17 protein-coding genes are annotated in these 21489 nt (G+C 71.2%); 8 read left to right on the forward strand and 9 right to left on the reverse strand.

The window, feature by feature from the left end; all coding sequences use genetic code 11:
- Positions 1-14 precede the first annotated feature (14 nt).
- A complete protein-coding gene (locus ACWGJ5_RS35340; protein ID WP_453313715.1) occupies positions 15-527 on the reverse strand; it encodes a DUF6912 family protein in 513 nt (170 codons plus the stop codon).
- A gap of 326 nt (positions 528-853) precedes the next feature.
- Between ACWGJ5_RS35340 and ACWGJ5_RS35345 the strand changes: the two genes are divergently transcribed.
- Positions 854-1378 carry an Rv3235 family protein gene (locus ACWGJ5_RS35345; protein ID WP_453313716.1) on the forward strand — a complete coding sequence of 175 codons (525 nt, stop codon included), beginning with the start codon at positions 854-856 and terminating at the stop codon, positions 1376-1378.
- Positions 1379-1662: 284 nt separating this feature from the next.
- Here the strand turns inward: ACWGJ5_RS35345 and secA are convergent, their stop codons facing one another.
- On the reverse strand, positions 1663-4473 hold the full coding sequence (gene secA / locus ACWGJ5_RS35350; RefSeq protein ID WP_453313717.1) for a preprotein translocase subunit SecA: 2811 nt from the start codon (positions 4471-4473) through the stop codon (positions 1663-1665).
- 252 nt (positions 4474-4725) lie between these two features.
- Between secA and ACWGJ5_RS35355 the strand changes: the two genes are divergently transcribed.
- Together ACWGJ5_RS35355 and ACWGJ5_RS35360 are read left to right on the forward strand one after the other, a co-directional pair.
- Positions 4726-5295, forward strand: a complete 570-nt coding sequence (locus tag ACWGJ5_RS35355; protein WP_453313718.1) for a GNAT family N-acetyltransferase — start codon at positions 4726-4728, stop codon at positions 5293-5295.
- A gap of 131 nt (positions 5296-5426) precedes the next feature.
- Entirely contained in the window at positions 5427-6602 is a 1176-nt protein-coding gene (locus ACWGJ5_RS35360) for a winged helix-turn-helix domain-containing protein (protein WP_453313719.1), read from the forward strand.
- Positions 6603-6628: 26 nt separating this feature from the next.
- Here ACWGJ5_RS35360 and ACWGJ5_RS35365 read toward each other — a convergent pair whose 3' ends face one another.
- The 7 genes from ACWGJ5_RS35365 to mtnA all read right to left on the reverse strand — a co-directional run bounded on the left by ACWGJ5_RS35365 (position 6629) and on the right by mtnA (position 15561).
- Positions 6629-7375 (reverse strand): response regulator, encoded by a 747-nt coding sequence (locus ACWGJ5_RS35365; protein WP_453313720.1) that lies wholly within the window; start codon positions 7373-7375, stop codon positions 6629-6631.
- Positions 7376-7580: 205 nt separating this feature from the next.
- On the reverse strand, positions 7581-8273 hold the full coding sequence (gene hpf, locus ACWGJ5_RS35370; RefSeq protein WP_372478036.1) for a ribosome hibernation-promoting factor, HPF/YfiA family: 693 nt from the start codon (positions 8271-8273) through the stop codon (positions 7581-7583).
- 312 nt (positions 8274-8585) lie between these two features.
- Positions 8586-9482, reverse strand: coding sequence for a ComF family protein (locus ACWGJ5_RS35375; protein WP_453313721.1), 897 nt, complete (start codon positions 9480-9482; stop codon positions 8586-8588).
- Between the two features lie 125 nt (positions 9483-9607).
- Entirely contained in the window at positions 9608-11449 is a 1842-nt protein-coding gene (locus tag ACWGJ5_RS35380; protein ID WP_453313722.1) for an LpqB family beta-propeller domain-containing protein, read from the reverse strand.
- Complete coding sequence (gene mtrB, locus ACWGJ5_RS35385; protein WP_453313723.1) at positions 11439-13553, reverse strand: MtrAB system histidine kinase MtrB; 2115 nt, start codon at positions 13551-13553, stop codon at positions 11439-11441. The genes ACWGJ5_RS35380 and mtrB overlap by 11 nt, the downstream gene beginning before the upstream one ends.
- 1 nt (position 13554) lies before the next feature.
- Positions 13555-14244: a two-component system response regulator MtrA gene (gene mtrA, locus ACWGJ5_RS35390; protein ID WP_191870552.1), complete on the reverse strand. Its 690-nt coding sequence runs from the start codon at positions 14242-14244 to the stop codon at positions 13555-13557.
- Positions 14245-14418: 174 nt separating this feature from the next.
- Positions 14419-15561, reverse strand: a complete 1143-nt coding sequence (mtnA, locus tag ACWGJ5_RS35395; protein WP_453313724.1) for an S-methyl-5-thioribose-1-phosphate isomerase — start codon at positions 15559-15561, stop codon at positions 14419-14421.
- Between the two features lie 140 nt (positions 15562-15701).
- Between mtnA and ACWGJ5_RS35400 the strand changes: the two genes are divergently transcribed.
- The 5 genes from ACWGJ5_RS35400 to ACWGJ5_RS35420 are packed head-to-tail and all read left to right on the forward strand — an operon-like array spanning position 15702 to position 21354.
- Entirely contained in the window at positions 15702-17075 is a 1374-nt protein-coding gene (locus ACWGJ5_RS35400; RefSeq protein ID WP_453313725.1) for a glycerophosphoryl diester phosphodiesterase membrane domain-containing protein, read from the forward strand.
- A 4-nt stretch (positions 17076-17079) separates the two neighbouring features.
- Positions 17080-17862: a DUF4129 domain-containing protein gene (locus ACWGJ5_RS35405; RefSeq protein WP_453313726.1), complete on the forward strand. Its 783-nt coding sequence runs from the start codon at positions 17080-17082 to the stop codon at positions 17860-17862.
- On the forward strand, positions 17859-19055 hold the full coding sequence (locus ACWGJ5_RS35410; RefSeq protein WP_453313727.1) for a DUF4350 domain-containing protein: 1197 nt from the start codon (positions 17859-17861) through the stop codon (positions 19053-19055). The genes ACWGJ5_RS35405 and ACWGJ5_RS35410 overlap by 4 nt, the downstream gene beginning before the upstream one ends.
- The gene (locus tag ACWGJ5_RS35415; RefSeq protein ID WP_453313728.1) at positions 19055-20044 is read left to right on the forward strand and encodes an AAA family ATPase; all 990 of its coding nucleotides are present in this window, start codon (positions 19055-19057) and stop codon (positions 20042-20044) included. Before ACWGJ5_RS35410 ends, ACWGJ5_RS35415 begins: the two co-directional genes overlap by 1 nt.
- Positions 20044-21354: a DUF58 domain-containing protein gene (locus ACWGJ5_RS35420; protein ID WP_453313729.1), complete on the forward strand. Its 1311-nt coding sequence runs from the start codon at positions 20044-20046 to the stop codon at positions 21352-21354. The genes ACWGJ5_RS35415 and ACWGJ5_RS35420 overlap by 1 nt, the downstream gene beginning before the upstream one ends.
- Positions 21355-21489 lie beyond the last annotated feature (135 nt).

Consider the following 21489-nt stretch of genomic DNA (forward strand, 5'->3'; position numbering starts at 1 on the left):
CAGGTCAGACCGGGTCAGGCGAGTCCGACGAGGTTGGGGATCTCCTGCGTGGCGTACCACAGCAGCTCGTGATCGTCCGCGCCGTCCACGACGAACTGCGCGTCGTCGTCCCCGCCGTCGGCCGCCTCCAGCGCGTCCGCCGCCGCGGCCACGTCCTGCTCCGCCTCCTCGGCGTCGACATGCACCGCGGCCGCCTTGGCGAGCGGCACGGTCGCCGTCACGGTCACCTCGCCGAGGGCGGACGGGTCCAGACCACGGTCGGGGTCGACGCTCGCGACGCCGTCGGCCACGTCCACGGCGACCACGACCCGGCGCCGTACCGCACCCGCATCCGCCGCCAGCAGCCGCAGCGAGGCCTGCGCGGCCCGGCTGAGCGCCGCGTACTCCAGCTCCTCGATGTCCTCGGAGAGGTACCACTCGCGCAGCGCGGGCGTGACGGCCTGGGCCAGGAAGGGGCCGCTCCCCAGCTCACCCGTCTTGTGCGCCTCGGCGAGACCGGGGAGGGTCAGGGGGACGTAGACGCGCATGCTGGCCGCTCTTTCCTGCTCAAAGGCTCCGCTGAGGCCCCGGGAAGGCGGGCTGCCGCGTCTCCCGGAGGGCCTTCAGGATACGTGCGCCCGTCCCCTTTCGGGTCTGTGCCCACACCCCGCAAGCCGTCAACTCCCGGTGACGAATCGGCGCGGCAGACCGGCCACACCGGGGATCGGCGGCACCGGGTCCCTCGGATAGGTGAACCTCTCCACCCCGCCTCGGCCCGCCACGTCTCCCTTGCCACCCCGCTCCCGGCCCCCGTACAAGATCCCCACCAGCTAGTTACCGCCCGGTATCCCCGGGCCGGCCGAACGGGGACCCCATGAACAAGGTCATGAACCGCACCACACCCAAGGCGACGAACCGCACCCCCCACCCGCGCCACCGCCCCCCGACCCGCCACGACACGCGCCGCCCGGGCGGCGCCCCGCCCCGGAAGCCGTCGATCAGGGGCAGGCACGACATGCCACCGACCGCGCGCGGAAACGCCGGTACGGCCGTCACAACGCCGGAGACCGCCCTGCCCCCGGCACGCCCCACCGACCTCTTCGCCGACCGTCTGCTGGCCGTCCTCAGCGGTCAAAGGCCCGTCCACTGGATGCTCCGGCACACCGCGGGCCGTGCCTACGACGACCTGACCCGCCTCGCCGAAATCGGCCCCCTGCGCACCAGCGGAGGCCGCCCCGTCGTCCACGACATCGGCTACTACGTCCCCAGCGAGGGCGCCCTCGAGGTCTTCGCCCGCATCGCCGCCGGCGACCAGCTCCGCGCCCTGGCCTTCCGCCTGGAACGCGGCCAGGACCGCCGCTGGCGCTGCACAGCAGTGGAGACCGGCCCCCGCCACTAGCCGCGACCCCTGAACCGACGCCGGGTGACGTCAGCGCCGCAACGCCCGCCGACCCCGCCCAACGGCAAGCAGCCGCGCCGCCGAGGGCCGCCGAACCCGCCCAGCTGCGGGCGCGGGCAAGCGCCCCAACCCGGTGCCCAGCCACAACACCACCCCGCTCGCCACCAACCCAGGCCAGCACCCCCACCCACAACCCGGAGCAACCTGACGGGAGCAACGCAGAAGGGCCGGGCCCCAAAAGGAACCCGGCCCTTCGCAACCGGCTGAAGCGCCGCAGGCAACCGCTACTTCTTACGGCGCCGCCCGCCCTTGGCCTGCCGCCGCCGCTCGGCCCGCGTGAGCCCGTCCGCCTCGGACCGCACCGGCTCGTCGTCCTCGAGGTCGCGCTCCACGATGCCGCCCTCACCGTCCACGGTCGGCGCCGAGAAGTGCAGATCCCTCCGCTGCGGAACGTCCAGACCCTTCGCGCGGATTTCCGGACGCGCCACGGCCTGCGCCGGAACCGTCTCCGGAACACCCTCGCCGGCCAGCTCCGCGGCCTCGACCGGGACCTCCTCGACCTGCTGCTCGACCTGGACCTCCAGGTTGAACAGGTAGCCGACGGACTCCTCCTTGATGCCGTCCATCATCGCGGTGAACATGTCGAAGCCCTCGCGCTGGTACTCGACCAGTGGGTCCTTCTGCGCCATCGCGCGCAGGCCGATGCCCTCCTGGAGGTAGTCCATCTCGTAGAGGTGCTCACGCCACTTGCGGTCGAGGACCGACAGCACGACCCGGCGCTCCAGCTCACGCATGATCTCGGAGCCGAGCTGCGCCTCCCGGGCCTCGTACTGCTCGTTGATGTCCTCCTTGATGGACTCGGAGATGAACTCCGCGGTCAGACCGGCCCGGTCGCCGGCGGCGTCCTCCAGCTCCTCGATGGTGACCTTCACCGGGTAGAGCTGCTTGAAGGCACCCCACAGCCGGTCCAGGTCCCAGTCCTCGGGGAAGCCCTCGGCGGTCTCCGCCTGGACGTACGCGTCGATCGTGTCGTCCATGAAGTGCCTGACCTGCTCCTGCAGGTCCTCGCCTTCCAGCACGCGCCGCCGCTCGCCGTAGATGACCTCGCGCTGCCGGTTGAGGACCTCGTCGTACTTCAGAACGTTCTTACGGGTCTCGAAGTTCTGCTGCTCGACCTGCGACTGCGCGGACGCGATCGCGCGCGTGACCATCTTGTTCTCGATCGGCACGTCGTCCGGCACATTGGCCATGGACATCACGCGCTCGACCATCTGGGCCTTGAACAGGCGCATCAGGTCGTCACCGAGGGAGAGGTAGAAGCGCGACTCGCCCGGGTCGCCCTGACGCCCGGAACGACCGCGCAGCTGGTTGTCGATGCGCCGGGACTCGTGCCGCTCGGTGCCGAGGACGTAGAGGCCGCCGAGCGCCTCGACCTCCTCCTTCTCGGCCTTGACCGCCGCCTCGGCCCGCTCCAGCGCGGCAGGCAGGGCCGCGGCCCACTCCTCGATGTGCTCCTCGGGGTCGAGTCCGCGCTGGCGCAGCTCCGCCTCGGCGAGGTCCTCGGGGTTGCCGCCGAGCTTGATGTCCGTACCACGACCGGCCATGTTGGTGGCCACGGTCACCGCGCCCTTGCGGCCGGCCTGCGCGACGATCGACGCCTCGCGCTCATGGTGCTTGGCGTTCAGCACCTCGTGCTGGACGCCGCGCTTGCTGAGCTGCTGCGAGAGGTACTCCGACTTCTCGACGGACGTCGTGCCGACGAGGATCGGCTGGCCCTTGTCGTGCTTCTCGGCGATGTCGTCGACGACCGCCTCGAACTTGGCGACCTCGGTGCGGTAGATCAGGTCCGACTGGTCCTTGCGGACCATCGGCCGGTTGGTCGGGATCGGGACCACGCCGAGCTTGTAGATCTGGTGGAACTCGGCGGCCTCGGTCATCGCCGTACCGGTCATGCCGGACAGCTTCGAGTAGAGGCGGAAGAAGTTCTGCAGGGTGATCGTGGCGAGCGTCTGGTTCTCGTCCTTGATGTCCACCCCTTCCTTCGCCTCGATCGCCTGGTGCATGCCCTCGTTGTAGCGACGGCCGGCAAGGATACGGCCGGTGTGCTCGTCGACGATCATGACCTCGCCGTCGAGGACGACGTAGTCCTTGTCGCGCTTGAAGAGCTCCTTGGCCTTGATGGCGTTGTTCAGGTAACCCACGAGCGGGGTGTTCACCGACTCGTAGAGGTTGTCGATGCCCAGCCAGTCCTCGACCTTGGTGACGCCGGCCTCGTGGATGGCGACCGTGCGCTTCTTCTCGTCGACGTCGTAGTCGCCGGTCTCCTCGACGCCCTTGAGCGGGTTGCCGGCCTCGCCGCGCTTCAGGCGGATGACCAGCTTGGCGAAGTCGCCGTACCACTTCGTGGCCTGGTCGGCCGGCCCCGAGATGATCAGCGGCGTACGAGCCTCGTCGACGAGGATGGAGTCGACCTCGTCGACGATGGCGAAGTTGTGTCCGCGCTGGACGAGCTCGTCCTGGGACCACGCCATGTTGTCGCGCAGGTAGTCGAAGCCGAACTCGTTGTTCGTGCCGTAGGTGATGTCGCAGTTGTACTGCTCGCGGCGCTGGGCCGGGGTCATGCTGGCGAGGATGCAGCCGACGTGCAGGCCCAGGAACTTGTGGACGCGGCCCATCATCTCGGAGTCACGCTCGGCCAGGTAGTCGTTGACCGTGACGATGTGGACGCCCTCGCCGGACAGGGCGTTCAGATACGCGGGCAGGGTGCCGACGAGGGTCTTGCCCTCACCGGTCTTCATCTCGGCCACATAGCCGAGGTGGAGGGCGGCACCACCCATCAGCTGCACGTCGTAGTGCCGCTGGCCGAGGACGCGCTTGGCGGCCTCGCGCACGGTGGCGAACGCCTCGGGGAGCAGGTCGTCCAGGCTCTCACCGTCGGCGTACCGCTGCTTGTACTCATCGGTGAGGGCCCGCAGCTCGGCGTCGGAGAGGTTCACGAAGTCCTCTTCGATGGAGTTGACCTGGTCCGCGATGCGGTGCAGCTTGCGCAGGATCTTGCCTTCGCCTGCACGCATGATCTTCGAGAGGACGGACACGGGGGTATGTCTCCTTGCCGGTCGGGCCTGGGACGGTCGGTTTCCATTTGACTTACTGAGCAACGGCCATCGTATGCGAGGACCCGGCCAGGCCGGGAGGCCTGGCGGTCCGACGGCTGCTTCATCCAGGACAACGGACGGGGCACACGGATAGTGCCGCATCGGCGCGATGAATTGCGCGAAATGTGATCACGCGATCACGTATAGCGAAAATCGATGGCCCGACTGCGTTCCCACGAGCACAATCAGCCGATGGAACCCGTCACGCTCACCACGGACCGCCTGGTCCTGCGCACGGTCGGCCCGCACGACACCCAGGCGGTCTACGACGCCGCGCAGAACCCCGACATCCAGCGCTGGACCACGGTGCCCTCGCCGTATCTGCCCGAGCACGCGAGCGGCTTCACCGAGCAGCTGGTCCCCGACGGCTGGGCGCAGGGTTCGATGTTCACGTTCGGGGTGTTCCTCACCGGCGGGGAGCTCACCGGCATGCTCGGTCTGACCATGCGTTCGCTCGGCGTGGCGGAGGTCGGCTTCTGGGCGGCCAAGGAGCACCGCGGCCACGGTTACGTCACCGAGGCCACGCTCACCGCCTGCCGCTGGATCTTCACCGAGGTCGGCGTCGACCGGGTCGAATGGCGAGCCGAGGTCGGCAACCACGCCTCCCGCGCGGTGGCCGAGCGCGCGGGGTTCACCATCGAGGGCACCCTGCGCTCCGCGATCAACAACAAGGGAGTGCGCCGGGACTGCTGGGTCGGCTCCCTGCTCCCCTCGGACCTGGGCCTGCCGTCCACGGCGCCGTACCTGCCCGCCCGTTCCTGACCGCCTGCGCGCGTCCGCCCAGCCCGCCACCCGGCCCCCGCCCAACCGTTTCCGAGCATCTGCCAGGTCACCTTCCGAGCATCTGCCCAGGTCACCGCGGACTGTCAGTGGCGCCCTCTATCGTCCGGGGCATGACGACCCTTCCGCGCCCGACCACCACTCTCACCGCGGACGACGCCCGCCGCATCTCCCTGCGGGCTCAGGGCTTCCTCGGCGCGCCCGACCGGCGGGCCGGAGTCCGCGGCGTGCTGCGCCACCTCGGCGCGGTCCAGCTCGACACGATCTCGGTCCTCGCCCGCTCCCACGAGCTCGTGCCGTACGCCCGGCTCGGTGCGGTCGGCCGCAAGACCGTCGAGGCCGCCTACTGGACGGGCGCCCACGCATTCGAGTACTGGTCGCACGCAGCGTGCATCCTGCCCATCGAGGAGTGGCCGCACTTCGCCTTCCGCCGCCGCGCCTACCGCGACCGCCCGCACTGGAACCACGAGCTGCCCGAGGGCGCCTACGACCAGGTCGTCAAGCAGCTGCGCGCGGAGGGCCCGCTGACCTCCACGGAGCTGGGCGGTGCCAAGAAGACGAGCGACTGGTGGGACTGGTCGGGCACCAAGGTCGCGGTGGAGCGCGCGCTGATGTACGGCGAGGTGGTGTGCGTCGAGCGACGCGGCTGGAAGCGGGTGTACGACCTCGCCGAGCGCGCCGTCCCGGACGCGCTGTTGCACGACGAGCTGGACGACACCGAGTGCCTGCGCCGCCTGGTCCGGCTGGCCGGCGAGTCCCTCGGCGTGGGCACGCGCGCGGACATCGCCGACTACCACCGTCTCAAGGGCGAGCAGGTCGCCGCGGTGATCGCCGACTCGGGTCTGGTGCCGGTCGAGGTCGAAGGCTGGGGAAAGCCGGCCTGGGCCGATCCGGAGGCCCTGTCGACACCGCCGCGCGGCCGGCACCGCACCACTCTGCTGTCGCCGTTCGACTCTCTGATCTGGGAGCGGGCACGCACGGAACGGATCTTCGGCTTCACGCACCGCCTGGAGGCGTACGTGCCCAAGCCGAAGCGGGTCCACGGCTACTTCGCGATGCCGGTGCTGGCGGGCGGCCGGCTCGTCGGGCGGGTGGACCCGGCACGCGAGGGCCGGACGCTGGTGGCCAGACAGGTCACCCTGGACGGCCCTAAGGCGGTCCCGGCGGTAGCCCAGGCCCTGATCGAGGCCGCGACCTGGGTGGACTGCACGGACGTGCGGGTGGAGCGGGTGGACGCGCCCAGCCTGCGCGAGCCCCTGACGAGGGAACTCGCCCGCACCCTCGCCTAGCCGATCCGGCCCGGTACGACCGCTGTTCAGCGGATCTCGAGGATCTTCTCCCGCATCGCGTAGACCACGGCTTCCATCCTGGAGTGCAGCTGGAGCTTCTCCAGGATGTTGCGGACGTGGTTCTTCACGGTGTTCTCGGAGATGAACAGTTCCTTGGCGATGTCCCGGTTGTTCATCCCGGTGGCGACGAGCTTGAGGACCTCCAGCTCCCGGTCGGTCAGCCGCGGCGCGGGCACCAGCCGACGCTCGTCGGTGCGCTGGATCATCGACTTGAACTCAGTGAGGAGCTTGGACGCCATGGACGGGCTGATCTGCGACTGCCCGTCGGCCACCGCGCGAATGGCGGTCGCCACCTCGTCCGTGGAGATCTCCTTGAGCAGGTATCCGGTCGCGCCCGCCTTGATCGCGTCGTAGAGGTCGGCCTCCTCGTCGCTGATCGTCAGCATGATGATCTTGGCGCTGGGTGCGACCTCCTTGATGGAGGTGCAGGCCTCGATCCCGCCGCGCTTGGGCATGCGGACGTCCATCAGCACGATGTCGGGCAGCAGGTCGGCGGCCTTGTCCACGGCCTCGGCCCCGTCCCCGGCCTCACCGACGACCTGGATGTCCTCCTCGGCCGCGAGCACGATCTCCAGGCCGCGCCGGAAGAGGGCATGGTCGTCCACGACCAGGACTCTGATCGGCTCGGCGCGTACGGAGCCGACGTCCGGGCCCATGCCGATGACACCGTCATCGCCGTCCTCGTCCCGCATCGGTCCGAAGGTGTCCGCCATCGTTCCTCCCCCTGAAGGCTGTGGCCTGGTGGTCCTGTGCCATCGCCAACCCAAGGCACCGACCCACCGGTTGGGCCGGTCCGGCCATGATTTCATGCCCGGGCGACACCGGGGTGACGGGCGAGGCGTGAACTGGTCGCACACAGGTGCCCCTGGGGGCGCACACGCGCTTCCAGGGGCACCGGCTCGACATGGCCCGGATGACTCAGCCGCCGAGCGTGCCTCCGGCCGCGGGGGGCTGCGCCTCGGCGACCATCGGGTCCGTGCTGAGGTGGATGACGCCGTAGTCGTAGGCGTGCCGCCGGTAGACGACGCTCGGTTCCTTGGTCTCGGAGTCGACGAACAAGTAGAAGTCGTGGCCGACCAGTTCCATCTCGTAGAGAGCCTGGTCGAGGGTCATCGGGGAGGCGACGTGGGTCTTCTCGCGGACGACGAGGGGGCCTTCGCCCTTGACCTCCAGCGAGCCGATCTTCTTGGTCGGCACTCCGTCCGTCTCCTCCTCCCCGACGGGGAGGCCGTTACCGTTCAGCGTCGCCGCGCCCGGAACGTGGTCGGGAACCTCGGCCGCCGAGATCCTGCGTGCGCCACGGCGCGAGAACCGCTTGTCGTGCTGCTTGCGCAGCCGGGCGTCCAGCTTCTCCGCCGCCAGGTCGAGTGCCGCGTACGGGTCGCTGGCCGCCGCTTCCGCCCGGATCACCGGACCGCGGGAGCGGAGGGTGATCTCCACTCGGTCACAGCGGTCGGCCTGTCGGGGGTTGGGCTCCTTGGACACCTCGACGTCGAGGCTGATCACCTTGGCATCGAGCCTCTGGATCTTCTCCAGCTTCAGCTTCTCGGCCACGTGCTTGCGGAACCGCTCGGGCACCTCGGTCTTGCGGCCCTTGACGACGATGTCCACGCAGAACTCCGTTCCCGGATCGCTCCGCTCCATCGGCGGAGCATCTCCCTTTTGCACCAGATCCGGTGAGCACCGGACCTCGGACTCGGTGACTTCCACCTCCTCCTCCCCCAAGGGCGAGATCTCCACCCCACCGGCACGGGTGATTGCCGAAAACCCGTGGCACGGCATTCCGATATGAGAGGTGTGGCCTGCGCCTTTCCTCACAACCGAACATATCTCGCCCGGACGGATGTCGTCACCCTCTACTCCCGCGTACCTCCATTCAGGTGAATTACCCCTGGCACTACCTGCAACGATGCAGGTCGGCGGTCAGTTCCTGTTTATTTCGAAAGAATCCGGCGGAGCGGCGATCACGGCCGCATGGAGCACATGCCGGAGCGTGTTGATGGCCGTCTTTTCCGGTGCACCATGCACCCACTTCACGCTCTCCCACCGTGCTCCGATCCGTCGTTCATCCCTTCCTTCCCGAGTTACGGCCCCGTACACGACTGTTCTCACTCCAGTTCGCTCCTCTGCCACCTCCCGGACAGCCCGCGCCGCCTCCGCGAGGCTGGCGCCCGTCGTGATCAGGTCGTCGACGAGCACCACCTGACCCGCGCCGAGCAGCCGGCCACCGCCCGCCGTCACCTCCAGCGCACCCGCGAGGTTCGCCAGGCGCCCCCGCGCGTCCAGCCCGGCCTGGTCCGCGACCGGCCGCCGCTGGCGCAGCACGGCCGCCAACCTGGCCGGCGTCCCGGTGCGTCGCAGTTCCCCGGCCGCCGCGAGCGCCATCCGCCGCACCGGATCGTGTCCACGCGCCCGCACGGCCCACCGGGCGGAGGGCACGGGCACGAGCAGCACGGTCCCGGAACCGGCGGCAGCCGCACCGGAACCGACGCCGGCGGTGCCACCGGTGCGGACACCGGCGCTGCTCCCGCCGAGTCCCGCCCGCACGGCTCCCGCCAGGGCCGCGCCCAGGGTTCCCGCGAGAGCCAGCGCGCCCCGCTCCTTGTGCGCGAGAAGCAGCGTGCGCACCTCCTCCGCATAGGGAGCCACCGCATGCACCACGGGCAGCCCGGCCGGCTCCGGCTCCGGCCGCACCCGCCGCGGCGCGCGGCCGGACAGCGCCGCCCGGCACCGCGGACAGAGCACCGTACGAGGTGCTCCGCAGCCCGCGCAGTCGGTCGGCAGCACCAGGTCGGTGAGGTCCTGCCACCACCCCCGCATGTCCACCACTGTGCCAAGGCGGAAGCGACCCGGCCACCCCTGTGGAAAACGCCCTGTGGACAACTCGGGGAAACGCGCACCGCCCCTCACCCACACGAGGGAAGGGGCGGTGTGTGAGGCGGTGCTCAGCCCGGATAGACCGGCGCCGTCCCGTCCTTGTCCACCTTCTGCCACTGCGACCCGGACGGCAGCCGTACGATCCCGTCGTCCTGCGAGTAGGCCACCAGCGGCACCCGCTCGTCCTCGGACGCGGCGATCGACTTCACGCCGGTGAGCGCACCCGGCGCCGGCCCGTCGAGCGTGGAGCCGTCGACCTGGACGTACCGCATCTGCAGCACGCCGCCCTGCTCCCGGCCGGCCACGAGCAGCCTGCTGTCCCCGGCCCAGGACAGGGCACTGACCTGCTCCAAGTCGGGCGCTGCCGAGCGCAGCTCGACCACCGACGTACCCTGCCCCGTCCCGTCGTCGCGCTGGATCCGGCCGATGAGCAGGGACTGCGTGCCGTCCTTCTTCTCCACGACGAGCGCGATCCGCACCCCGTCGGCGGCGACCCGCGCGTCCCTGATCCGGCCGGGCAGGTCCGGGACCGCGACCTCCTCCGGTTTGGCGGCGCCCTGCTGCAGAACGTACAGCCGGGGACGGTGCTGGTCCCTGTCGGCCACCCACAGGTCGCCGCGGGCGTCCCAGCTCGGTGTCGTCAGCCGCTCGTCCGGGGTGGCGCCCTGGCTGGTCACCAGCGCCTGCCCCAGCGAACCGCCCGACGCCAGCGACGTCACGTACAACGACCTGCCCTGCTCACCGACCCCGGCCGCGCTGTGCTCGTCCCGCGACACCGCCACGGACTCCAGGGCCTTGCCGCCCTCACCCAGCGGACCCGGCACCGGTACGGCGCTGGTGGTGGTGCTCCCGGTCGGCATCCGCACCAGCCGGTGCTTGCCGTCGAGGTAGTACAGGTTCTCGGGGCTCTTGGCCGACCCGTGCCAGGCGATGGCCTCGGCGCGCTCCTCGCTCAGGTCGCACAGCCGGTGGCCGCCGACGCCCTGCAGCTCGACGGACTCCAGCGTCGGCGCCAGGTTCCGCAGCGTGAACAGCAACTGCGTCGCCATCTCGGTGCACTTGGTCGCCGCGACCTGGGACACCTTGAGGTTCAGCGGCACGGTCAGCTTGTTCTGGTCGTCCGGCGCCAGCCCCGACACGTCCTTCTGCAGGGCCGTACCGGTCGGGAAGCTGGACCTGACGACCCGCCCGAGCCAGCGGGTGGGGCCGGCCAGCAGTGAGCGGACCATCTGCGTCATCGGGTCCACCTTGCTGCGCACGAACACCGGATCGGCGACCGCCACCGGCTCCCCCGTGGACCCGACCGTCGTGTCGGAGGCGAAGTAGTACTTGTCGACGGACGTGTAGTTGCGCTGGAAGTCCGACTTGCCCATGACGACACCGTCGGGCAGCGCGTCGATGCGCCACTGCCCGTTCTTGGGGTCCCGGCTGAGATGCACCTTCTTCTGGTAGGAGCCGCCGGCCGGCTGGTACGCCTGCTGGGAGTCCACCGTCGCGACCCTGCTGCCCGCGAGGACACAGGTGACGCTGTTGGTCGTCTCGCGGCCGCTTCCCGCTCGGCAGTCGGGCTCGATGCTCGGCCCGTTGGCGAGGACCGTGCTCGACTGCTCCGGCCGCCAGACCCGCGCCGCGTCGGACGTCAGGTACTTGCGGGCCGTGTCGTACGCCGGGTCGTCGCTGGTCAGCGCCTCCAGGAAGCCCTGCATGATCTCGGCGGGCCCGGCACCCTCGGCCGGCGGCATGGCGAACACCCGCACCCCGGTGTCCTGCCGCGGCGTGGACTCCACGTTCCGCAGATCCCCGCTGTCTGGCATCGAGGCACACCCGGCCAGCAGTACGGCCCCCAGGGCTGCGTACGCCGCCGCGCGTCCCGGCCGGGGCCGGGCGCCCCCCATGCGGTCAGCGCCCACGAAATGCCTCCCCTGGCTCGGTCGAGTCCTCCGTGTCGGCCGCATCCGGCCGGGCCGTACCCACGCCGGGTGCCGGACGCGTGGCGAGCCTGTCGTCCACGCGCCGTGCACCCCCGGTGGGCCGGGGCACCACGCGCGCGCCGTTGCCGTTGCCGGGCAGTGCGGCCGGGTCGGCGGCGGGCGCGGCAGTGGCCAGCCGCGGTGCGATCGGGGCGCGAGACGGCAGCGTGGGCGGCTGGGCGCCGCTGGGCTGTAGGGGAACGGTCGCCCGCTTCTCCTCGCCTCCGCCGGGCAGACCGGCCTCGTCGAGGCCGCGGTTGCGGCGCGAGTCCTTCGGCTCCAGCGGTATCGGCGAGCCTCGCAGCGGCTCGTCCGCGGTCCTGGGCAGCGTCAGCCGGAACTGGGAGCCACCGCCCGGCTCGCCCCAGGCCTGCAGCCAGCCGCCGTGCAGCCGCGCGTCCTCCAGCGCGATCGACAGCCCGAGGCCCGTACCGCCGGTGGTACGCGCGCGTGCCGGGTCCGCCCGCCAGAAGCGGCTGAAGACCCGGGTCGCCTCGCCCGGCTTGAGTCCCACGCCGTAGTCGCGCACCGCGACGGCGACCGCGCCGCCCGCAGCGGCGAGCTTGACGACGACGTCCCTGCCCTCACCGTGCTCGACGGCGTTGACGACGAGGTTGCGCAGCACCCGCTCCACACGCCGGGCGTCGGCCTCGGCGACGACGGGCTGCTGGTCGCCGACCACGCGTATGTGCGTGCCCTTGCGCTCGGCGAGCGGCTCTGCGCCGCTGACCACACGCCGGACGACCTCCCTGAGGTCTATGGGCTCGGCCTCCAGTGCCGCCGCTCCAGCATCGAAGCGGCTGATCTCCAGCAGGTCCGCGAGCAGCGACTCGAACCGGTCCAGCTGGTCGGCGAGGAGCTCGGCCGAGCGCGCGGTCACCGGGTCGAAGTCCTCACGCGCCTCATGGATGACGTCGGCGGCCATGCGGACGGTCGTCAGCGGGGTGCGCAGCTCGTGCGATACGTCCGACACGAACCGGCGCTGCATCCGCGACAGGTCCTCCATCTGCTGGATCTTCACCTGGAGGTTCTGCGCCATCTTGTTGAAGGCCTCACCCAGACGCGCGATGTCGTCCTCGCCGGTGACCTTCATCCGCTCCTGCAGCCGCCCCGCGGACAGCCGCTCCGCGATCCCTGCCGCCATCCGCACCGGTGTGACGACCTGGCGCACCACCAGCCAGGCGATGGCGCCGAGCAGGACGACGACGAACAGCCCGGCGGTCGCGAGCGTGCCCTTGACCAGGCTGAGGGACTTCTCCTCCTGGGTCAGCGGGAAGAGGTAGTACAGCTCGTACGGCCGCCCGTTCGGGTCGTTGACCTGCTTGCCGATGACCAGCGCCGGCTGCGACTCCTTGCCGTTGGCGTAGGCGATCCGGGTGTAGCTCTGGGCGGCCGTCGTACCGCTGTTGACCCGTTCGCGCAGGTCGTCGGGGATGCTGGAGGTCGGGTTGACGTTCCCGGAGCCGCGCGGGCTGCGGCCGCCGCCGCTGTCGTCGCCGACGGGCAGCGTGACCACGTCGAAGGCGCCCGCACCGCCGCTGGACAGCGACTCCACGAGGTCGCTCATCCACTGGATGACGTTCTGCGGCTGCCGGCCGTCCGCGGTCGCGGTGCCGTCGGCGGTGCCGCTCCCGGCGGCCGCACCGGTACCCGCGCCGCTGGCCGCCTCGTCGGCCTTCTGCTTGGCCACCGCGAAGCCGCCCGTGGCCTGGCTCTGCGAGGCCCTGACCTTCGCGTCCAGCAGGCCGTTGCGCACCTGCCCGATCACGACGAAGCCCAGCAGCAGGACGACGCCCAGGGACATCACCAGTGTCGTGGCCACGACCCGAAGCTGGATGTTGCGCCGCCACAGCCGCATCACCGGCAGCAGCGGACGGCGCACCCAGCGCAGGAACAGCCTGATGACCGGGCTGCCGTGGACACCGCCCTCGAGCAGCCCACCCTCGAAAAGACTCCTGAACCTGGCACCCGGCGTCCGGCCGACAGGCCGCCCCGGGCGGGCCCCGGACCGACCGGGAGCCGAAGCGGCGCTGTCCCCGGACATGTCAGCTCGGCCCGGCCTTGTAACCGACACCACGCACGGTCACCACGATCTCGGGCCGCTCCGGGTCCTTCTCGACCTTGGAACGCAGCCGCTGGACGTGCACGTTGACAAGCCGCGTGTCCGCGGCGTGCCGGTAGCCCCACACCTGCTCGAGCAGCACCTCACGGGTGAACACCTGCCACGGCTTGCGGGCCAGCGCGACCAGCAGGTCGAACTCCAGCGGCGTCAGCGCGATCGACTGCCCGTCCCGCTTCACCGAGTGCCCGGCCACATCGATGACCAGGTCACCGATGGTCAGCTGCTCCGGCGCCGGCTCCTCCGACCTCCGCAGCCGCGCCCGGATCCGGGCGACCAGCTCCTTCGGCTTGAACGGCTTGACGATGTAGTCGTCGGCGCCCGACTCCAGGCCCACGACCACGTCGACGGTGTCGCTCTTCGCCGTGAGCATCACGATCGGCACACCGGACTCGGCCCGGATCAGCCGGCACACCTCGATGCCGTCCCGTCCGGGCAGCATCAGGTCGAGCAGCACCAGATCGGGCTTGGTCTCCCGGAAAGCGGCCAGCGCCTTGTCGCCGTCGGCTACGAAAGACGGCTCAAAACCTTCACCACGCAGCACGATGCCGAGCATCTCGGCCAGTGCGGTGTCGTCGTCGACGACAAGGACTCGTCCCTTCATAAACGACATCATCCCATTCTCGTAACAGTGACAGAGGCGCTGGTGAGCGAGGTCACTGGCCGGTGACGATAGTCGTACGGGGCCGTCACTGTCTGCCCCCGTCCGCCGACCCCGGCCATTGAAGCCGACGAAGGGGAGGGGACAGGGCGGTTCTTCACGGGGCGCGGTCGAGCCGGCATCGGCCCATCAGGGGCTCGTCACCTGGCGTGGCCTGGCGCACAGCTGCGCAAGACCCTCGGCCGTCACCGGCGAGAGCGCCCCCTCCTCGGTGACGATGGCCGTCACCAGCTCGGGCGGCGTCACGTCGAACGCCGGGTTGTACGCCTGGGTCCCCAGGGGCGCCACCGGTATCCCGCCTCCCGCTCCCGTCACCGGCACCTGCGGCGCGGCGACCTCGGTCACCTCGAAGCCGGGGCGCTGCTCGACCTCTATGGACGCCCCGTCGGCAGTGTCCGGATCGACCGTCGTCACCGGCGCCACCACGATGAACGGCACATGGTGGTACCGCGCCAGCACAGCGAGCGGATAGCTCCCCACCTTGTTCGCCACCGAGCCGTCGGCCGCGATCCTGTCCGCCCCGATCAGCACCGCGTCCACCTCACCGGCCGCGAGCAGAGAACCCGCCGCGTTGTCGGTGAGCAAGGTGTACGCCATGCCGGTGCGGGCCGCTTCGTACGCCGTGAGACGAGCGCCTTGCAGCAACGGCCGCGTTTCGTCCACCCACAGCCGCCGCAGCCGCCCCTCGCGGTGAGCCTTGAGGGCCACCGCGAAGGCCGTGCCCTCACCACCCGACACCAGAGAACCGCTGTTGCAGTGGGTGAGGATCCGGAACCCACCGCCGGGCACCAGCTCGTCCAACAGCGCCAGGCCGTGGGCCGCCATCCGGGCGCTGGCCTCGGCGTCCTCCCGGTGCAGCGCCCGCGCCGCCGCCAGCGCCGCCGTAGCCGCCTCGGTGGGATCGCCGCTCTGCCCCAGCGCGGCCTGATACGCGGCTTGCGCCCGGCGCACGCCGACGGACAGGTTCACCGCGGTGGGCCGTGCACCCTCGAGGGCCCGTGCCGCCTCGGCCACGTCGAAGCCACGCGCGGCGGCGAGTGCGACACCGTACGCCCCCGCGATCCCGAGCAGCGGCGCCCCGCGCACGGCGAGCGAACCGATCGCCTCCACCAGCGCCGACGCGTCCGTGCACACCAACTCGACCTCCTCGGCCGGCAGCCGCGTCTGATCGAGAAGCACCAGTACAGGACCTTCGGGTGGTTCCTCCCATCGGATCGCAGGTATCTCGGTCGGCCGCTTGTTCCCGTCGGTTCGCGCCTGCTGATCAGCCATGCGGTCAGTCTGCCCCGGATCCGGCGGACAATTGAAGGCATCCAGCGCCTACCGCGGCCGGTCCCTTGATGACCACCCCATGGCACGATGGCTGCCAACCTGCCGCCGCGAACGCGGACGGGCACCGAGAAGGAGCTTCGATGACAGACACTCCGGGCTGGGCCTCGCCCGGAACCGCCCCGTCGAACGAGGGGCGGGAACCCGGCGCTTCCGGTCCCGCCGAGCCTGCCGACCGCCCCGGCGACACCGCACCAGCACCGCAGCCGGATGCCAACGCACAGGGCCCAGGCGTGAAGTGGTCCAAGGAACAGCCGCCACCCGGACAGTGGTCCGCGCCCACCGGTACCCCCAGCCCGCACCAGGCTCCGCCACCCCCGCCGCCCGGCCCGGGCTGGACCGGACAGCCGCCCGGCGGAGCCGGCGGCTACGGAGGCGGGTACGGCGGCCCTCCCGGCGGCTACGGCGGTCACGGCGCCCCCGGCGGTTACGGAGCCTGGGGCGGCGGCTGGGGCGGTCCCCCGCCCGCGGCCAAGCCCGGCGTCATCCCGCTGCGCCCGCTCGGCGTCGGCGAGATCCTCGACGGCGCCGTCTCCACCATGCGCACCCACTGGCGCACGGTCCTCGGCATCTCGCTGGCGGTGTCCCTGCTCCTGAACACCAGCATGGTTCTGCTGCAGGGCTTCGTACTGAACGACGCCGCCGTCCAGACGACGATCAACGACCCGAACAACGCCAGCCCCGACGAAGCGCTCCACGCCCTGCGCGAGACCATGATCGGCACCGGCATCGTCTCCGTGATCCGCACGGTCGCCATCATCCTTCTGACCGCCCTGCTCACGACCATCACCAGCCGGGCCGTCCTCGGCAGGTCGATCACCGCCGGCGAGGCCTGGCGCGAATCCCGCCCGCAGATCCTGAAACTCTTCGGACTGCTGATCCTGCTGGGCCTGATCTTCGCCGGTGTCGTGCTCGCCGGTGGACTGCCCGGGATCCTCGTCCTGCTCGCCGGCAACAGCGAGGGCGGAGCCGCCCTGCTCGTCCTCGGCTTCCTCGCGGCCACCGTCGTCGCGGTGTGGCTGGGGATCCGCTTCTACCTGGCCGCGCCCGCCCTGATGCTGGAACGGCAGGGCATCGTGAAGTCCCTGAAACGCTCCGCGAAGCTCGTCCGAGGCTCCTGGTGGCGCACCTTCGGCATCGTGCTGCTCACCGTGCTCATCACGGTCATCGTCGCGTCGGTCATCTCCATCCCCTTCACCCTCATCGGGGCCGCCGTGAGCGGGGACAGCACCAGCGACGTGCTCGGCACCAGCGGCGGGCACATCGGCTGGACCGCCCTGATCATCCGGGGCATCGGCGCCCTGATCGGCACCACGCTCACCCTGCCGATCAGCGCGGGCGTCACCGTGCTCCTCTACATCGACCAGCGCATCCGCCGCGAGGCCCTCGACCTCGAACTGGCCCGCGCCGCCGGGGTCCAGAGCACCGGCGGCCCCGGTCCCGTCCCGGGGAGCTGATGCGGTGAGCCTCACGGGGGGACTGCACACGGCGCCCGCACCGTCCGGCGCCGGCGGCACGGTCGTGCGAGGCCTGCTGCGTGCGGCGGACACGGTCGCCCGCGCAGCGGGCGGCTCGGGAGACGGGCCGCCCGTGACCACCCCGCGTGATCCCGCGCGGGAGGCGGCTCGCCGCGAGCTGTCCAAGCGGATGTACCACGAGAATGACCCCGGGCTGTTCGAGCGTGCACTGAACGCGTTCTGGGACTGGCTCGACCGGCTGTTCAGCTCGGCCGCCTCGGCAACACCTGGCGGCACACTCGGCCTGGTCGTCGTGGTCCTGTTCGTCGTCGCCGCCCTGGCGGCCTTGTGGTGGCGCCTTGGCACCCCGCGCAGGCAACCCTCCTCCACCGCCGCCGCCCTGTTCGACGATCGCCCCCGCAGCGCCGCCGAACACCGCGCGGCCGCCGAGGCACACGCGGCCCAGGGCCACTGGAACCAGGCCCTGCAGGAACGCATGCGGGCCATCGTCCGCTCCCTGGAGGAGCGCACCCTGCTCGACGTCCGCCCAGGCCGCACCGCCGACGAAGCGGCCGCCGAGGCCGGCCGGACCCTGCCCGCGCACACCGACCGACTGCTGGTCGCCGCCCGCGAGTTCGACGACGTGACATACGGCGGACGCAGGGCGACCGAGGAGTCGTACCACCGCGTCGCAGAACTCGACCGAGACCTGGAACGCACCAGGCCCGCCCTCATCCACAGCACCACCAGCACGGCCCAGACCACCCACCAGGGGGCCGCCGAGTGACCGCCGAGGCCACGCTGCCGACCACCTCCACCGCGCCCACCGTCCGCCAGGTGTGGACCCACGCGCGAGGCATCGCTCTCGCCGTCGTGCTCATCCTGGTGGCCGCCGTCGCCATGGCGGCCGTACGCTCCACCGTCCGGCACGGCCAACTGGACCCGCGATCCGCCGACCCCTACGGCAGCCGTGCCGTCGCTCAACTCCTGGCCGACCGGGGCGTGTCCACCCGCGTGGTCACCACGCTCGGCGCCGCACGCAACGCCGCCGGAGCGGACACCACTCTCCTGGTCGCCGTGCCCGACCTGCTGACAAGCCGCCAACAAGCCCAACTGCACAAGGACACCGCCACCTCCGGCGGGCGCACCGTCCTCGTCGCGGCCGGCAGCCCCTCCGTCGAACGACTCGCCCCTGGAGTCACCGCAGACCCCGCCACCAGCAGCGCCACCACACTCTCCCCCGGCTGCACCCTGCCCGAGGCCCGGCGCGCGGGCAGCGCCGACACCGGCGGCATCCGCTACACCACCACCCGCCTCGACGCCGTCCGCTGCTACCCCAGCCAGCGCCTCGCCACCCTGCTGCGCATTCCCGAGGCATCCGGGGGCGGCGACACCGTCGTGCTCGGTGCACCCGACATCCTCTACAACGACCGCCTCGACAAGCAGGGCAACGCCTCGCTCGCCCTCCAACTCCTCGGCTCCCGCCCCCATCTGGTCTGGTACCTCCCCTCGCTCTCCGACGCCTCGGCCACCGACACCGGCGGCCGGAAGAACTTCCTCGACCTGCTCCCCTCGGGCTGGCTCTGGGGCACCCTGCAGCTCTTCATCGCAGCGGGCCTCGCCGCCTTCTGGCGCGCACGCCGCTTCGGCCCCCTCGTGCCCGAAAGACTCCCCGTCGCGATCCGCGCCTCCGAGACCGCCGAAGGCCGCGCCCGCCTCTACCGCAAGGCCGACGCCCGCGACCGCGCGGCCGCCGCTCTTCGCTCCGCCACCCGTATCCGCCTCGCCCCCCTGGTCGGCATCCCCGCCCCCCAGGCGCATACGCCCGAGGCCCTGCTCCCCGCCCTGTCCGCCCACCTCTCCGGCGGCCAACAGGCCCTGCACTCCCTCCTCTTCGGACCGCCGCCCGGCGACGACGCGGCCCTCATCGCACTCACCGACCAACTCGACGCCCTCGAAAGAGAGGTACGCCGTTCATGATGGACCCGACCACTGACAACGCCGGGAACACCGGGGACGCAGGCACCGCCCGAGCCTCCCTGGAAGCCCTGCGTGCCGAGATCGCCAAAGCCGTGGTCGGCCAGGACCCCGCCGTGACCGGCCTCGTCGTAGCCCTCCTCTGCCGCGGACACGTTCTCCTTGAAGGAGTCCCCGGAGTCGCCAAAACGTTGCTCGTCCGCACCCTGGCATCCGCACTCGAACTCGACACCAAGCGTGTCCAGTTCACCCCCGACCTGATGCCGAGCGACGTCACCGGCTCCCTCGTCTACGACACCCGCACCGCCGAGTTCTCCTTCCAGCCCGGCCCCGTCTTCACCAACCTCCTCCTCGCGGACGAGATCAACCGCACCCCGCCCAAGACCCAGTCCTCCCTCCTGGAGGCCATGGAGGAACGCCAGGTCACGGTCGACGGCACGCCCCGCCCGCTGCCCGAGCCGTTCCTCGTCGCCGCCACGCAGAACCCTGTCGAGTACGAGGGCACCTACCCCCTCCCCGAGGCCCAACTGGACCGGTTCCTCCTCAAACTGACGATCCCTCTGCCCTCCCGTCAGGACGAGATCGACGTCCTGACCCGTCACGCCTCGGGCTTCAATCCACGAGACCTGCGCGCCGCCGGCGTACGCCCCGTCGCAGGACCCGCCGACCTGGAAGCCGCCCGCGCCGCCGTCGCCAAGACGACCGTGTCCCCCGAGATCACCGCATACGTCGTGGACATCTGCCGCGCCACCCGGGAGTCGCCCTCCCTCACCCTCGGCGTCTCCCCGCGCGGTGCCACCGCTCTCCTGGCCACCTCACGCGCCTGGGCCTGGCTGACGGGCCGCGACTACGTCACCCCCGACGATGTCAAGGCACTCGCTCTGCCCACCCTGCGCCACCGGGTCCAGCTGCGCCCCGAGGCCGAGATGGAGGGCGTGACGGCGGACTCCGTCATCAACGCCCTCCTCGCCCACGTCCCGGTCCCCCGCTGATGGCACTCACCGGACGCGCCGCCCTCCTCGCGGCCCTCGGCTCGATCCCCGTCGGCATCCTGGAACCCGGCTGGACGGGCATCCTCGCGGTCAACGGCCCCCTCGCCCTCGCCTGCGCCTGCGACTACGCACTCGCCGCACCCGTACGACGGCTCGTCCTGTCCCGGTCCGGCGACACCTCCACCCGTCTCGGGGAGACCGCCGACGTCACGCTCACGATCGCCAACCCCTCCCGCCGCCTCCTGCGGGCACGGCTGCGGGACGCTTGGCCACCCAGCAGCTGGCTGCCGGGCACCGAGATCGAGGCCTCACGCCACCGTCTGACCGTCCCCCCGGGCGAACGCCGACGCGTGACGACCCGGCTGCGCCCCACCCGCCGCGGCGATCGCCAGTCCGGCCGGGTGACGATCCGCTCCTACGGGCCCCTCGGCCTGTTCTCCCGCCAAGGTGCCCACAAGCTGCCCTGGTCCGTGCGAGTTCTGCCCCCGTTCACCAGCCGAAAGCATCTCCCGTCGAAACTCGCCCGATTGCGTGAACTGGACGGCCGCACCAGCGTGCTGACCCGCGGCGAGGGAACGGAGTTCGACAGCCTGCGCGAGTACGTCCCCGGCGACGACACCCGCTCGATCGACTGGCGAGCCACTGCCCGCCAGTCCGCCGTCGCCGTGCGCACCTGGCGCCCGGAACGCGACCGGCACATCCTGCTCGTCCTGGACACCGGCCGCACCTCAGCCGGCCGCGTAGGTGACGCACCACGCCTCGACGCCTCCATGGACGCCGCGCTCCTCCTGGCGGCCCTCGCCTCCCGAGCCGGTGACCGCGTGGCGCTGCTGGCGTACGACCGCCGGGTACGCGCCCTGGTCCAAGGGCGCTCAGCAGGAGACGTACTGCCGGGCCTGGTGAACGCGATGGCTCCGCTGGAAGCGGAACTCGTCGAGACCGACGCCCGCGGCCTCACCGCGGCAGCTCTGCGTACGGCACCTCGCCGATCCCTGATCGTGCTGCTCTCGACGCTCGACGCGGCACCCGTGGAGCAGGGTCTGCTGCCGGTGCTTCCGCAGCTCACTCAGCGGCATACCCTTCTGGTCGCCTCAGTGGCCGACCCGCACATCGCCCGAATGGCAGAGTCCCGGGGCAGCACGGAGGCGGTGTATGAGGCAGCGGCGGCGGCTCAGGCACTGAGCGAGCGGCAGCGAACCGCCGAGCAGCTACGACGGCATGGCGTGACGGTCGTGGACGCGACGCCGGAGGATCTGGCGCCGACGCTGGCGGATGCGTATCTGGCTCTGAAGGCGGCGGGCCGACTTTGATCCGTCCTGCTCCGCCACCCTTCAGGGTGCTGCGGGTCCCGAAATGCAGAAAGGCCCACGCCATTCGGCGTGGGCCTTTCTCAAGAATTGTTCGGCGGTGTCCTACTCTCCCACAGGGTCCCCCCTGCAGTACCA

It is taken from the genome of Streptomyces sp. NPDC054783, from assembly GCF_053611725.1.

Coding starts and splice junctions, on each gene's coding strand:
- ACWGJ5_RS35340 (WP_453313715.1), bottom strand. CDS start 527: ATGCGCGTCTACGTCCCCCTGACCCTCCCCGGTCTCGCCGAGGCGCAC.
- ACWGJ5_RS35345 (WP_453313716.1), top strand. CDS start 854: ATGAACAAGGTCATGAACCGCACCACACCCAAGGCGACGAACCGCACC.
- ACWGJ5_RS35355 (WP_453313718.1), top strand. CDS start 4,726: ATGGAACCCGTCACGCTCACCACGGACCGCCTGGTCCTGCGCACGGTC.
- ACWGJ5_RS35360 (WP_453313719.1), top strand. CDS start 5,427: ATGACGACCCTTCCGCGCCCGACCACCACTCTCACCGCGGACGACGCC.
- ACWGJ5_RS35365 (WP_453313720.1), bottom strand. CDS start 7,375: ATGGCGGACACCTTCGGACCGATGCGGGACGAGGACGGCGATGACGGT.
- ACWGJ5_RS35375 (WP_453313721.1), bottom strand. CDS start 9,482: ATGCGGGGGTGGTGGCAGGACCTCACCGACCTGGTGCTGCCGACCGAC.
- mtrB (WP_453313723.1), bottom strand. CDS start 13,553: ATGTCCGGGGACAGCGCCGCTTCGGCTCCCGGTCGGTCCGGGGCCCGC.
- mtrA (WP_191870552.1), bottom strand. CDS start 14,244: ATGATGTCGTTTATGAAGGGACGAGTCCTTGTCGTCGACGACGACACC.
- mtnA (WP_453313724.1), bottom strand. CDS start 15,561: ATGGCTGATCAGCAGGCGCGAACCGACGGGAACAAGCGGCCGACCGAG.
- ACWGJ5_RS35400 (WP_453313725.1), top strand. CDS start 15,702: ATGACAGACACTCCGGGCTGGGCCTCGCCCGGAACCGCCCCGTCGAAC.
- ACWGJ5_RS35415 (WP_453313728.1), top strand. CDS start 19,055: ATGGACCCGACCACTGACAACGCCGGGAACACCGGGGACGCAGGCACC.
- ACWGJ5_RS35420 (WP_453313729.1), top strand. CDS start 20,044: ATGGCACTCACCGGACGCGCCGCCCTCCTCGCGGCCCTCGGCTCGATC.